Origin of the sequence: Kitasatospora brasiliensis (assembly GCF_032654805.1) — a bacterium.
GTDB classification, from domain to species: domain Bacteria; phylum Actinomycetota; class Actinomycetes; order Streptomycetales; family Streptomycetaceae; genus Kitasatospora; species Kitasatospora brasiliensis.
In genome coordinates, this window is the sequence record NZ_JAUOOW010000002.1 from 728,485 (window position 1) to 741,575 (window position 13,091).

Annotated in this window: 14 protein-coding genes; 2 read left to right on the forward strand and 12 right to left on the reverse strand. The window is 73.0% G+C overall.

Going from position 1 to position 13,091, the window contains the following annotated elements:
- Positions 1-299 precede the first annotated feature (299 nt).
- The 5 genes from QWJ13_RS11115 to QWJ13_RS11135 all read right to left on the reverse strand — a co-directional run bounded on the left by QWJ13_RS11115 (position 300) and on the right by QWJ13_RS11135 (position 4,387).
- Positions 300-650: a histone-like nucleoid-structuring protein Lsr2 gene (locus QWJ13_RS11115; protein WP_316523043.1), complete on the reverse strand. Its 351-nt coding sequence runs from the start codon at positions 648-650 to the stop codon at positions 300-302.
- A gap of 91 nt (positions 651-741) precedes the next feature.
- The gene (locus QWJ13_RS11120) at positions 742-1,278 is read right to left on the reverse strand and encodes an amino-acid N-acetyltransferase (protein WP_316523046.1); all 537 of its coding nucleotides are present in this window, start codon (positions 1,276-1,278) and stop codon (positions 742-744) included.
- 10 nt (positions 1,279-1,288) lie between these two features.
- Positions 1,289-1,726 (reverse strand): BlaI/MecI/CopY family transcriptional regulator, encoded by a 438-nt coding sequence (locus QWJ13_RS11125; protein WP_316523048.1) that lies wholly within the window; start codon positions 1,724-1,726, stop codon positions 1,289-1,291.
- Between the two features lie 243 nt (positions 1,727-1,969).
- A complete protein-coding gene (lysX, locus tag QWJ13_RS11130; RefSeq protein ID WP_316523049.1) occupies positions 1,970-3,526 on the reverse strand; it encodes a bifunctional lysylphosphatidylglycerol synthetase/lysine--tRNA ligase LysX in 1,557 nt (518 codons plus the stop codon).
- 111 nt (positions 3,527-3,637) lie between these two features.
- A complete protein-coding gene (locus tag QWJ13_RS11135) occupies positions 3,638-4,387 on the reverse strand; it encodes a hypothetical protein (RefSeq protein ID WP_316523052.1) in 750 nt (249 codons plus the stop codon).
- Between the two features lie 163 nt (positions 4,388-4,550).
- Here QWJ13_RS11135 and QWJ13_RS11140 point away from each other — a divergent pair, with 163 nt between their 5' ends.
- Together QWJ13_RS11140 and QWJ13_RS11145 are read left to right on the forward strand one after the other, a co-directional pair.
- Positions 4,551-5,105: a SigE family RNA polymerase sigma factor gene (locus tag QWJ13_RS11140; RefSeq protein ID WP_316523054.1), complete on the forward strand. Its 555-nt coding sequence runs from the start codon at positions 4,551-4,553 to the stop codon at positions 5,103-5,105.
- Between the two features lie 43 nt (positions 5,106-5,148).
- Entirely contained in the window at positions 5,149-5,997 is an 849-nt protein-coding gene (locus QWJ13_RS11145; RefSeq protein WP_316523055.1) for a hypothetical protein, read from the forward strand.
- A gap of 7 nt (positions 5,998-6,004) precedes the next feature.
- On the opposite strand, the gene QWJ13_RS11150 is transcribed toward QWJ13_RS11145, so the two are convergent.
- From QWJ13_RS11150 to QWJ13_RS11180, 7 genes are all read right to left on the reverse strand, one after another.
- Entirely contained in the window at positions 6,005-6,796 is a 792-nt protein-coding gene (locus QWJ13_RS11150) for a type III pantothenate kinase (RefSeq protein WP_316523057.1), read from the reverse strand.
- Positions 6,797-6,843: 47 nt separating this feature from the next.
- Positions 6,844-7,812 (reverse strand): carboxylating nicotinate-nucleotide diphosphorylase, encoded by a 969-nt coding sequence (gene nadC / locus QWJ13_RS11155; protein ID WP_316523060.1) that lies wholly within the window; start codon positions 7,810-7,812, stop codon positions 6,844-6,846.
- 4 nt (positions 7,813-7,816) lie between these two features.
- Entirely contained in the window at positions 7,817-9,487 is a 1,671-nt protein-coding gene (locus QWJ13_RS11160) for an L-aspartate oxidase (protein ID WP_316523061.1), read from the reverse strand.
- A 10-nt stretch (positions 9,488-9,497) separates the two neighbouring features.
- Positions 9,498-9,947: an aspartate 1-decarboxylase gene (panD, locus tag QWJ13_RS11165; RefSeq protein ID WP_316523063.1), complete on the reverse strand. Its 450-nt coding sequence runs from the start codon at positions 9,945-9,947 to the stop codon at positions 9,498-9,500.
- A 42-nt stretch (positions 9,948-9,989) separates the two neighbouring features.
- Complete coding sequence (panC, locus tag QWJ13_RS11170; protein WP_316523065.1) at positions 9,990-10,895, reverse strand: pantoate--beta-alanine ligase; 906 nt, start codon at positions 10,893-10,895, stop codon at positions 9,990-9,992.
- Positions 10,896-11,047: 152 nt separating this feature from the next.
- Entirely contained in the window at positions 11,048-11,980 is a 933-nt protein-coding gene (locus tag QWJ13_RS11175) for a Rossmann-like and DUF2520 domain-containing protein (protein ID WP_316523068.1), read from the reverse strand.
- Between the two features lie 386 nt (positions 11,981-12,366).
- The gene (locus tag QWJ13_RS11180; RefSeq protein ID WP_316523069.1) at positions 12,367-13,056 is read right to left on the reverse strand and encodes a response regulator; all 690 of its coding nucleotides are present in this window, start codon (positions 13,054-13,056) and stop codon (positions 12,367-12,369) included.
- Positions 13,057-13,091: the final 35 nt, after the last annotated feature.

The following is a 13,091-nucleotide window of genomic DNA, read 5'->3' on the forward strand; positions in this document are numbered from 1 at the left end:
CCGTCCACCTGCATTCATACCCGGTATCGGGGCGGTTCTCGCGCAGTTTCCGCGGTGGCGGTGTTCGCCTGGCGAGAAGTCGGGCCGAAGTCGGGCCGTGGTCACGCCGGTTGAACGGCGGCCGGGTGGCCCGTGGGCCTTCCGGTGGTGTCGGCGTTACCGCTTCGCCCTTACAGCGTTGCACAGCCGGTGATTGTTCCGCCGCCCGAGCCGCGGCCCGGACCGGGTGGTCCGGGCACGCGCCGCGGGGCGCGGAGGAGTGTCCTCCGCGCCCCGTGCGGGTGAGGGCGGCGCCGTCTTCAGGACGCGTTGGCCTTCTCGTAGGCCTCACGGACGTTGCTCGGCACGCGACCGCGGTCGTTGACGTCCATGCCCTGCTCCTTGGCCCAGGCGCGGATCTTGGCGGTGTCCGGCGCACCACCGGACGGACGCGCCGCACCGCCGCGGCCCGGACGACGGGCGCCGGCGAGCCGACCGCTCTGCTTGCGCCCCTTCTCCACGTACGGCGCCAGCAGACCGCGGAGCTTGTCCGCGTTGGCGCTCTTCAGATCGATCTCGTAGGCAACGCCGTCGAGCGCGAACGTCACCGTCTCGTCCGCCGAACCGCCGTCGAGATCGTCTTCAAGAATGACCTGCACCCTCTGTGCCACGGGCTTCCCTTTCCGCTAAACGACCCATTGCCTAAGGAAAGGAAAGCGCCTTTCTCCGGAAAACACAAACCCTTGACCCCGATGGAGCGGCTCAGAGGTGCAGCAGCATGCGCGAGTTGCCCAGAGTGTTGGGCTTCACGCGCTCCAGGTCGAGGAACTCGGCGACGCCTTCATCGTACGAGCGGAGGAGTTCTTCATAGACATCCGTAGCGATCGCCGCCGGGTCTGTCGTACCATCATCGGTTTCCTGGAGCTCACCGATCTCGACGAAACCGTGTTTCGCGAAGAACGCCACCTCGAACGTCAAGCAGAAAATCCGACGGACGCCCAGCCAGCGTGCCGTCTGCACCAGCTTCTCCAGCAGCAGGTGCCCGATCCCGGAGCCGCGGACGCTCGGATCCACCGCGAGCGTGCGGACCTCGGCGAGGTCCTCCCACATCACGTGCAGTGCGCCGCAGGCCACCACCGTGCCGTCGTCGTCCCGTTCCGCGACCCAGAACTCCTGGACGGATTCGAACAGTGTGACTGTGGGCTTGTCCAGCAGAATGCCGTCCCGCGCGTAGGAGTCGATGAGCCTGCGCACTGCCCGTACGTCCGTGGTCCGCGCCCGGCGGATGGTGACCTCCATGGTCGGGACGTTATCGCGCCGATCCCGGTTCCGTCCCACCGGTATCCGATCCCGGGTCCGCGGAATCCGCGCCGGTCGGATCGGGCGGGAACAGGGCGGCCACCCGCAACGCGTCCCGCAGCGCTTCGCGTTGCTCGGGGGACATCAGTCCGAAGAAGTGGACCAGGGCCGCCGCCGGATTGTCACTGGTCGCCCAGGCGTCGTTCATCAGGGCCGCGGTGTACGCCTCACGCGAGGAGACCGGTTCATATCGATAGGCCCGGCCGACCCGCTCGCGGCGCAGCCAGCCCTTTCTGTGGAGCTTGTCCAGGACGGTCATCACCGTGGTGTACGCGATTTCGCGTTCCGACCGCAGATCCAGGAGAACCTCGCGAACCGTCACCGGCCGGTTCCACTGCCACACCCGGGTCATGATGGCGTTCTCAAGTTCGCCGAGTTGCCGGACCATAGTGCGGCCAGGATAGGGAGTGAATGGGGCAAATCTTGTGAAGTGCGCCAAACCGGCGCGCCGCCACCCCCGGGAATCGGGAATGGCGGCGCGGAGGTCGTTCGGTGCGGCCGGCGGTGTCAGTCGATGTCTTCCTTGGCCCGCTGGGCCCCGCCCTGGCTGCGGATGATCGCCCGCACCAGGAATCCGAAGCCGATCGCCATGACCAGCGGCGGCACGATCGCGCTGACGTAGTCCATCAGGTCACTCCTCCTCGGTCTTCTCCGCCGACGCGGCGGAAGCCTTCGGCTCCGGCTTCACCAGCGGGAAGAGCACCGTCTCCCGGATGTTCTTGCCGGTCAGCAGCATGATCAGGCGGTCCACGCCGAGGCCGAGGCCACCCGTCGGGGGCATCGCGTACTCCAGGGCGCGCAGGAAGTCCTCGTCCACCTGCATCGCCTCGACGTCGCCGCCGGCCGCCAGCAGCGACTGGGCGGTGAGGCGGGCGCGCTGCTCGACCGGGTCGACCAGCTCGGAGTAGGCGGTGCCGATCTCCGTCCCGAAGATCACCAGGTCCCACTTCTCGGCCACGCCGGGCTCCGAGCGGTGCTGGCGGGTCAGCGGGGAGACCTCGGTCGGGTAGTCCTTGATGAAGGTCGGCCGGACGGCGTTCTCCTCCAGCAGGCGCTCGACCATCTCCAGCACGATCTGGCCGTGGCCCCAGTCCTTCTCGAACGGGATGCCGTGCTCGGTGGCCAGCTTGCGCAGCTCCTCGACGCTGGTCGCCGGGGTGACCTCGGCGCCCAGGCGGGCGGAGATGCCCGGGTAGACCCGGACCTCCTCCCACGGCTCGGCCAGGTCGATCTCGTGCTCGACGCCGTGCGCGTCCACACCCTTGATCACCGTGGTGCCCAGCGCGTCCCGGGCGGCGTTGATGATCGTCTCGCGGATCAGCGCGGCCTGGGTGTCGTAATCGCCGTACGCCTCGTACGACTCCAGCGAGGTGAACTCCGGGTTGTGGGTGGAGTCCGCGCCCTCGTTGCGGAAGTTGCGGTTGATCTCGAAGACCTTCTCGGCGCCGCCGACCACCAGCCGCTTGAGGTACAGCTCGGGGGCGATGCGCATGTAGAGGTCGATGTCGTACGCGTTGATGTGCGTCTTGAACGGACGCGCGTTGGCGCCGCCGTGCACCGGCTGGAGCATCGGGGTCTCGACCTCGATGTAGCCGTGGTCCTCGTAGGTGCGGCGGATCGAGCGGACGACCTTGCTGCGCAGGTGCAGGATCTCGCGGGCCTCGGGGTTGACGATCAGGTCCACGTAGCGCTGGCGGACCCGGGCCTCCGGGTCGGTCAGGCCCTTGTGCTTGTCCGGCAGCGGGCGCAGGCACTTGGCGGTGAGCTCCCAGCGGTCCACCATCACGGACAGCTCGCCGCGCTTGGAGGTGATCACCTCGCCCTCGACGCCGACCTGGTCGCCGAGGTCGATGTCGGTCTTCCAGGCCGCCAGCCGCTCGGCGCCCAGCTTGTCCAGGGAGAACATCACCTGGAGATCGCCGGTGCCGTCGCGCAGGGTGGCGAAGCAGAGCTTGCCGCCGGTGCGGGACAGGATCACGCGGCCGGTGACGCCGGCCCGCTCGCCGGTCGCCGTGTCCGGCTCCAGGTCGGGGTGCTTGGCGCGCAGGTCGGCGATGGTGGTGGTGCGGGGGAATCCGACCGGGTACGGGTCGACGCCGGCCGCCCGGAGCCGGTCCAGCTTCTCGCGCCGGACGCGCATCTGCTCGGGAAGGTCGTCGGTCGCGGGAACAAGGCTCTGATCGCTCACCCCACAAGGGTAGCCAGCCACACGTGGTGCTCCGCGCCGGGATGACACCCGGGATGACACCGAGGGGAGGCCGTCGGGTCGACGGCCTCCCCTCGGGGACGGGCGGACGGCTCAGCCGGTGCCGGTGGCCAGCTCGATGTCCTCGGGGCCCTGTTCGGCCGGCGGGGCGGGCGGCGCGGGCCGGGTCTGGGCTTTGGCGCGGCGGCCGAACAGCTCGGCGGGGGTGGGCATCCGGTGCGGGCGGGGCGGGTTCTGCGCGGCGGCGGGCTGCTCCGGGCCGGAGTCGGTGCTGCTCATGGTGGTCCGTCCTCCTACAGGGGTGGGGTGACTGTGTGGCGGTGCGGCGGGGCTCGGTACGGCCACCAGGTGGCGGTGCTGCCCGGCGGTGAGGGCGAGCCGCTCGCGGACGGCGGCCTCGGCCAGCGCGTGGCAGCGCCCGGCCAGCCGGGAGCGGCGGGCCCGCTCGCCGTGGCCGCAGGGCTGGCGGGTCAGTCCGCGCAGTGCGGTGAGGTCCTCGGGGCCGGGCAGGTACCCGTCGGACACCGCCTCCTCCAGCCGCTCCAGGTAGCCGGGGGCGCTGCCGGGCAGGGCGGAGCGGTAGCGTCCGAGGTCGGCCAGCAGGAAGGAGCGCAGTCGGCCGCCCTCCTGGACGGCCTCGTCGATCGCCTCGGTCAGGCGCAGCGCGTCCTGGACGTCCTCCGTCCAGAGCTCGGCGCCCGGCCCGGCGAAGGCCGGCCGGTCGGGGCCCTGGAGGTGGACGGGGACGGCGGGGTGCAGGGCTTGGGCGAGGGCGCGGCGCAGCACGCGGACTTCGTCGGCGCTGAAGGCCATGCCGCCGCGCGATCCGTGTGGCGTAGGCATGGGCTGACACTACGTGAGGAATATCCGATTTGTCGGTAGCGTCGCGGCCGAACCACCCACGTTCGGCCCCGGTGCGGAAGCGTTTCGCCGCCGCCTGTAACGCCACCCGGGGCCCACCTGGTCATCCAGGTGTCAGGGGAGAACGAACGAGGGGACCGGGCAGATGCAGCCGGACGGTCAGCAGAAGGCGGCCCGGGGCCGACGGCGGGACGAGGACTTCCAGGCCTTCGCGGCCGCCCGGGCCCGCCCGCTCTACCGGTCCGCCTGCCTGCTCACCGGCGGGGACACCCACCTCGCCGAGGACCTGGTGCAGGAGACGCTCGGACGGATCTACGCCCAGTGGCACCGCACCTCCTGGTTCGGCTCCAGGCCCCGGATCGACAACCCGGCGGGGTACGCGCACACCGTGCTGGTGCGGGCCTTCCTCTCGCACCGCGGCCGCCGCTCCAGCGGCGAGCGGCCCGTCGACGCGGTGCCGGACGGCGCCGCCCCGGAGGGCGACCCGGAGCTGCGGCTGGCCCTGCTGGACGCGCTCGCCCGCCTCGCCCCGCGCGACCGGGCGGTGCTGGTACTGCGCTACTGGGAGGACCGCAGCGTCGAGGAGACCGCCGGCATCCTGCGCAGCACCCCGGGCGCCGTCCGGACCCAGTCCCACCGCGCGCTCGGCCGGATCCGCGCGGTGCTCGGGGACAGCATCGGCGAACTCGTCGGGCGCTGAGCCCGTCCCGGACCGACCCAACCGTCAGAGAGGTGTGTCCAGCATGTCCACAGAGCAGTTCGAGCGGGCCTTCACCGAGGCCATCGGGCGGGCCGGCGAGGCCTTCGACACCGAGATCGGACCACTGGTCGACACCGGCTGGTCGTACGGGCGCCGGCTGCGCCGTCGGCGGCGGATCGCCACCGCGGCGGGCGCCGCCGCGCTGGCCCTGGTCGCGGTGGGCGGGGCCGCGGCCGGCGGGGCGCTGCCCGGCGGCCGGGCCCCGGCGCCGGTCGGCGCGGCCGCCCCCCCGAAGCCCGCGCGGATCTCCGGCCCGGAGCTCGCGAACATGCTCGTCGAGCTGCTGCCGACAGGCTCGGCGCTGGTGGGCGACGCCCGGGGGACGGAGAGCCGGGCGCCGCAGGTGCGACTGCTGATGGACGACGACCGCGGCCGGGCGCAGATCCTGCTCTGGATCACCCGTGCCCCGGCGGGCGTCCGACTCGACTGCTTCACCGGTCCGTCGCCGGCGGACCCGAGCCCTCGGCACGCCGCGTCGAGGACCGGTGTGTCGATCTTCCGGCAGCTTCCCGGCGTCGATCCGTTCGCCGTCTGGAGCGCGGCCCTGACGGCGGACGGCTACCAGGTGGTGGTCCAGGAGTGGAACGGCGAGCCGTTGGCGCCGGGCGCGCCGATCACCCGGACGGACCCGCCGCTGACCGAGGACCAGCTGGCCGGGATGGCGGCGGACCCGCGCTGGAAGCAGGTCGCGGCCGCCCTGCCAGACGGGCCCGTCGTCAACGTCTGGCCCTCGTTCCCGCCGGTGTCGGGCATGGGGCCGGACTCGACGACGTGCGTCGCGCCGCCGGTCCTGCCGTCCGGTGTGCCGGCCCCGGCGGAGCCCGCCCGCTGAGCGCCGCTCAGGCGGCGGCGGGCCGGTTGCGCTCGTACACCAGGCGCAGGCCGATCAGGGTCAGCCAGGGCTCGTGCACGTCGATGGTGGTGGCCTCGCCGAGGACCAGGGGCGCGAGGCCGCCGGTGGCGATCACCTGGACGTCGTCCGGGTCCTTGGCCAGCTCCCGGGCCATCCGCTCGACCAGGCCGTCGACCTGCCCGGCGAAGCCGTACAGGATGCCGGACTGCATGCCCTCGACGGTGTTCTTCCCGATCACGTTGCGCGGCCGGGCCAGCTCGATCTTGCGCAGCTGGGCGCCGCGGACACCGAGCGCCTCGACCGAGATCTCGATGCCGGGCGCGATCGCGCCGCCGACGTAGTCGCCGCGCGCGTTGACGGCGTCGAAGGTGGTCGCGGTGCCGAAGTCGACCACGATGCACGGCCCGCCGTACAGGTGGTTGGCGGCCAGCGCGTTGACGATCCGGTCCGCCCCGACCTCCTTGGGGTTGTCCATCAGGACGTGCACCCCGGTCTTCACGCCGGGCTCCACGATCACCGCGGGGACGTCGCCGTAGTAGCGGCGGGTCACCTCGCGGAGCTCGTGGAGCACGGCGGGAACGGAGGAGCAGATCGCCAGGCCCTCCACCGAGGCCTCCCGGACCGCGGTGTGGTTGCCCATCAACCCCTGGAGCAGCACCGCCAGTTCATCGGCCGTGCGGCGCGGATCGGTGGAGATCCGCCAGTGTTCCACCACGTCCTCGCCGTCGAACAGGCCGAGTGTGGTCTGGGTGTTGCCGACGTCGATGGTGAGGAGCACGGGGACGCTTTCTGCGAGTCGGGACGGGACTGTTCTCGACCTGACGGTCAGGCGCGCAGGTCCAGGCCGATGTCCAGGACCGGCGAGGAGTGGGTGAGCGCGCCCACGGCCAGGTAGTCGACACCAGTCTGGGCGACCTCGCGCGCGGTGGCCAGGGTCAGTCCGCCGGAGGCCTCCAGCTTCGCCCGGCCGGCCACCAGCGCGACGGCCTCCTTCAGCTGGTCGACGGTGAAGTTGTCCAGCAGGATCAGATCCGCCCCGGCCTCCAGCACCGGCGGGATCTGCTCCAGGTCGTCCACCTCGACCTCGACCGGCAGCTCCGGGTACGTGGCCCGGACGGCCCGGAAGGCCTCGGCCACGCCGCCGGCCGCGACCACGTGGTTGTCCTTCACCAGCGCGGCGTCCGAGAGCGCCATCCGGTGGTTGGCGCCGCCGCCGCAGCGCACCGCGAACTTCTCCAGCGCGCGCAGGCCCGGGGTGGTCTTGCGGGTGTCCCGGACCACCGCGCCGGTGCCCTCCAGGGCGTCCGCCCAGGCGCGGGTGGCGGTGGCGATGCCGGACAGGTGACAGAGCAGGTTGAGCGCGCTGCGCTCGGCGGTCAGCAGGTCGCGGGTGCGGGAGCGGACCGAGAGCAGCACCTGGCCGGCCTCGACCCGGTCGCCGTCCTCGACGTGCCGCTCGACCTCGAACTCCTCCTCGCAGATCAGCGAGACGACGGCCTCGGCGACCCGCAGGCCGGCCACCACGCCGGCCTGGCGGGCGGTGAAGTCGGCGGTCGCGACGGACTCGGCGGGCACGGTCGCCACCGAGGTGACGTCCTCGCCGCCGGCCAGGTCCTCGGCCAGCGCCAGGGTGGCGATGTCCTCGACCTCGACCGGGTCCAGCCCGGCGCGCTCCAGCAGCTCGGCCAGCTGCGGGTCCAGGCCGGTCTCGTAGCCCTCGCCGTCCCCGCAGGCGCAGCCGTCGCCGCAGCCGCCCTGGTCGGCCATCGGGAGTTCCTCGTGGGAGTGGGTCATGGTTCTACTGCTCCTCAGGGGTGCTGACGGGGCCGCCGGCGGCGGCGAGGGTGGTGATCAGGTGGCGCCGCCAGTGGGCGTCGTCGCGCTCGGGGAAGTCCTCGCGCCAGTGGCCGCCGCGGGTCTCCTCGCGCTGCGCCGCGGCCGCGACCAGGGCGGTGGCGACCAGCAGCAGGTTGGCGGCCTCCCAGGTCTCCACCCGGGGGTCGGCCGGCTTCTCCTCGGCCACGTGCGCGTAGGCCTGCTCGGCGAGCAGGGCGAGGCCCGCGGCCGCGTCGGCCAGCGAGGCGGCCGAGCGCAGCACGCCCGCGCCGCGCGACATCAGCCGCTGGATCTCGGCGCGGGCCTCGGAGGCCGGCAGCGGCACCGGCCGGGCGGCCTGCGCGGCGGCCACGTCCACGGTGCGCTCGGGCAGCTCGCCGGCCGCGTGGCGCTCGGCCAGGTCGGCGGCGATCCGCTCGGCGAAGACCAGGCCCTCCAGCAGGGAGTTGGAGGCCAACCGGTTGGCGCCGTGCACCCCGGTGCAGGCGACCTCGCCGCAGGCGTACAGGCCGGGGACGGAGGTGCGGCCGTGCCGGTCGGTGCGGACGCCGCCGGCGGCGTGGTGCGCGGCCGGGGCGATCGGGATCGGCTCGGTGACCGGGTCGATGCCGTGGGAGCGGCAGGTGGCGAGGATGGTCGGGAAGCGGCGCTCCCACATCTCGGCGCCGAAGTGCCGCCCGTCCAGGTACATGTTCTCGGCGCCCTGCTCCAGCATGCGCCGGGTGATCGCCTTGGCGACGACGTCGCGCGGGGCCAGTTCGGCCAGCTCGTGCTGCCCGAGCATGAACCGCACGCCGTCCGCGTCCACCAGGTGGGCGCCCTCGCCGCGCACGGCCTCGGAGACCAGCGGCTGCTGGCCCTCGGCCCCCGAGCCGACGAAGAGCGGGGTCGGGTGGAACTGGACGAACTCCAGGTCGGTGACCTCGGCGCCGGCCCGCAGCGCGAGCGCCACGCCGTCGCCGGTGGAGACGGCCGGGTTGGTGGTCGCGGAGAAGACCTGGCCCAGGCCGCCGGTGGCGAGCACCACCGCGCGGGCGCGGACGGCGCCGACGCCGTCGCGGGCGCCCTCGCCCATCACGTGCAGGGTCAGCCCGGCGGCGTGGCCCTCGGCGTCGGTCAGCAGGTCCAGGACGAGGGCGTGCTCGATCAGTTCGAGGTCCGGGTCGCTGCGGACGGCGGCGACCAGCGCGCGGGAGACCTCGGCGCCGGTGGCGTCCCCGCCCGCGTGCACGATCCGGTGGCGGTGGTGGCCGCCCTCGCGGGTCAGCAGGATCTCGCCGTCCTCGCCGCGGTCGAAGTCCGCGCCGATCGCGATCAGCCGGCGGACGGCGTCCGGGCCCTCGGTGACCAAGGTGCGCACGGCCTCCTCGTCACAGAGCCCGGCGCCGGCCACCAGGGTGTCGTCCAGGTGCTGTTCGGGGGTGTCCCCCTCGCCCAGGGCGGCGGCTATGCCGCCCTGCGCCCAGCGGGTGGAGCCCTCGTCCAGCATCGCCTTGGTGACCACCATGGCCCGCAGGCCGGCCTCGCGGACGTTGAGGGCGACGGTGAGACCGGCGATGCCCGAGCCGACCACCACCACGTCGGTGGTGGCGGTCCAGCCGGGGGCCGGGGCGGTGAGGCGGTGCGTGGGCATGGGGGCTCCTTCAGCGCGAGACGGCGTCGGCCGCGCCGTTGCCGTCACGGTACGCCGCGTCCCCGCGCAGCAGTCCGCTGCCCTCCGGGGCCTCGGCAGGGTCGCCGCCGAAGCCGGTGATCCGGTTCCGCCCGTCCACGAAGACGACCTTCGGCTCGTAGCCCTTGGCCTCGGCCGTGTCCATCTGCCCGTAGGCGATGAGTATGACGAGGTCGCCGGGGTGGACCAGGCGCGCGGCGGCGCCGTTGATGCCGATCACGCCGGTGCCGCGCGGGCCGGCGATGGTGTACGTCTCCAGCCGGGCGCCGTTGTTGATGTCGACGATGTGGACCAGCTCGCCGGGGAGCAGGTCGGCGGCGTCGAGCAGGTCCTCGTCCACCGTGACGGAGCCGACGTAGTGCAGGTCGGCCTGGGTCACGGTGGCCCGGTGGATCTTGGACTTGAGCATGGTGCGGAGCATTGCGGGTCACGCCTCCTGTGAGTGCATGCCTAGGGGGAGCTCTTAGCGAACGATGATGCGGACGTTGTCGATCAGGCGGGTGGTGCCCACCTTCGCGGCCACGGCCAGCACCGCCTCGCCCTGGAAGTCGTCCGCCGCCTCGGAGAAGTCGTGCGGGTCGATCAGGGCGAGGTAGTCCAGGGTGATGCCCTCGGCGCCGTCCAGGGCGGCCGAGGCGGCCTCGCGGACGGCCTTCGGGCCCTGAGCGGCGGCGTCCCGGCCCGCGAACAGGGCCTTGGACAGGGTGAGCGCGCGCTCGCGCTCCTCCGCCGAGAGGTAGCGGTTGCGCGAGGACCGGGCCAGGCCGTCCTCCTCACGGACGGTCGGCACGCCGACGATCTCGACGTCGAAGTCCAGGTCGGCCACCATCCGCCGGATGATCGCCAGCTGCTGGGCGTCCTTCTCGCCGAAGAAGGCGAAGTCCGGGTCGGTGATGTGCAGCAGCTTGGCGACCACGGTCAGCACGCCGTCGAAGTGGCCGGGCCGGGTGGCGCCCTCGAAGCGCTCGCCCATCGGGCCGGCCACCATGCGCACCTGCGGCTCGCCGTTCGGGTAGACCTCCTCGACGGACGGCGCGAAGACCACGTCGGCGCCGTTCTCCTCGGCCAGCCTCAAGTCCTCGTCGAGGGCGCGCGGGTAACGCTCCAGATCCTCGGTCGGGCCGAACTGGAGCGGGTTGACGAAGACCGTCACGGCGACCCGGCCGTCCCGGCCGACCTGCTTGCGGGCGGCCCGGATCAGCGCGGCGTGGCCCTCGTGCAGCGCGCCCATGGTCATCACGACGGCGTTGTCGACCGGCTGCTCGTCCGGCCAGAACGCGGCCTCGAAGTCGTCCACGGTACGGGTCAGGACGGCCCGGTGGACCTTCGGCGTCCGCTGGGACTTGCTTCGCTGGGCCTTGCCCGCCATTCCTGCGCTCCTTCATTCATTCGGCGCGCACTTCGGCGCCGCCTTGTTACGCTCCGTCCCGTGCGGGTAACGCACCGGGCAGGGCTTGTCCGTCGTGAGGCCGCTTTCGGCGGCCGAGCGAGAAGCCCCGGCTCAGGCCGGGGAGGAGTCACCTAGCGCTTCTCCTCGTTGAGGTCGAGAGCGTCTAGTACAGCGGCCGCAGCGTCGGTCGAGAGAGACCCGTTCGCCACCGCCCGCTGGGCAGTGGCGCGGGCCATTGCACGATACGCCGCCGGGATGTCCGGGGACACCGCACCGAGCTGCGCCAGGTGGCGCCGTACGGTCCCCTCGTCGCCCCGGGCGACCGGGCCGGTGAGGGCCGCGTCGCCGGAGCGCAGGCTGTTGTCCAGGGCGGCGCCCAACAGCGGGCCGAGCATCCGGCCGGGCTCGGCGACGCCCGCCGTGCGCAGCAGGTCCATCGCCTGAGCGACCAGGGTGACCAGGTGGTTCGCGCCGTGCGCGAGGGCGGTGTGGTAGAGCGGGCGGACCTCCTCGGGCACCCACTCGGGCTCGCCGCCCATCTCCACCACCAGCGCCTCGGCGACCGGCCGCAGCTCCTCGGGGGCGGTCACGCCGAACGGGCAGCCGGCCAGCCGGGCCAGGTCCACCGAGGTGCCGGTGAAGGTCATCGCCGGATGCAGGGCCAGCGGCAGCGCCCCGGCCCGAGTGGCGGGCTCCAGGATGGCGACGCCGTGCGCGCCGGAGGTGTGCACCACGATCTGGCCGGGACGGATCGCGCCGGTGGCGGCCAGCCCGGCCACCAGGTCGGCCAGCGCGTCGTCCGGGACGGTCAGCAGCACCAGGTCGGCGGCCGCCAGCACCTGCGGCGGGGTGACGATCCGCACGCCCGGCAGCAGCGCGTCGGCGCGGCGGCGGGAGGTGGCGGACACCCCGGAGGCGGCGACCACGGTGTGACCGGCGAGCTGGAGCGCGGCGCCCAGCGCGGGGCCGACCCGGCCGGTGCCGACCACGCCGACGGCCAGCCGGGCCGGGCGGTTGCCGGGGTCGCCGGGGTCTCCGAACAGATCGAAGTCGGACGAACTCATGCGCCCACCTCGCTGCGCTCGGCGGGGGCATTCGCCCATACGCGGCTCTTGATGGTTCGCTCGCTGCGCTCGTTCACGCGCCCACCTCGCTGCGCTCGGCGGGGGCATTCGCCCATACGCGGCTCTTGATGGTTCGCTCGCTGCGCTCGTTCACGCGCCCACCTCGCTGCGCTCGGCGGGGGCATTCGCCCATACGCGGCTCTTGATGGTTCGCTCGCTGCGCTCGTTCACGCGCCCACCTCGCTGCGCTCGGCGGGGGCATTCGCCCATACGCGCCTCTTGATGGTTCGCTCGCTGCGCTCGCTCACGCGCCCACCCTTGTCCTGAATGGCCCGTTCCAGTCCCACCTGCGGGTACCGGACGTACCGCCCCAGTGTACGGGCGGGTCAGTCCGAGGCCCCGGCCCGGATCAGCCCGGCCTCGTACGCCAGCACCACCGCCTGGACCCGGTCGCGCAGGCCCAGCTTGGCCAGGATCCGGCCGACGTGGGTCTTCACGGTGGCCTCGGAGAGCACCAGCCGGGCCGCGATCTCACCGTTCGACAGCCCTTGGGCGACCAGCAGGAACACCTCCCGCTCACGCTCGGTCAGCGGGCCGATGACGTCCGAGCCGGGCGCGCTGTGCGGGGTGGGCAGCACCTCGGCGAAGCGGTCGATCATCCGGCGGGTGGTGGTCGGGGCGACCACCGCGTCCCCGCCGTGGACGGCGCGGATCGCGGCCACCAGCTCGGTCGGCGGGACGTCCTTGAGCAGGAAGCCGCTGGCGCCGGCCTTGAGCGCGGCGAAGGCGTACTCGTCCAGGTCGAAGGTGGTGAGGATGAGCACGTGCGGGGCGTTCGGCAGCGGGCTGCCGTCCTCGGCCAGGCAGATCCGGCGGGTCGCCTGGACGCCGTCCAGCCGCGGCATCCGGACGTCCATGAGGATCACGTCCACCTCGGTGTGACGCAGCTTCTCCAGGGCCTGCGCGCCGTCGCCCGCCTCGGCGGTGATCTCGATGTCGCCCTGCGACTGGAGGATCATCCGGAAACCGGTGCGGAGCAGTTCCTGGTCGTCGACGAGCATCACGCGGATGGTCAAGGTGGGACTCCTTGGGGGGTGGACGGCGGACGGGG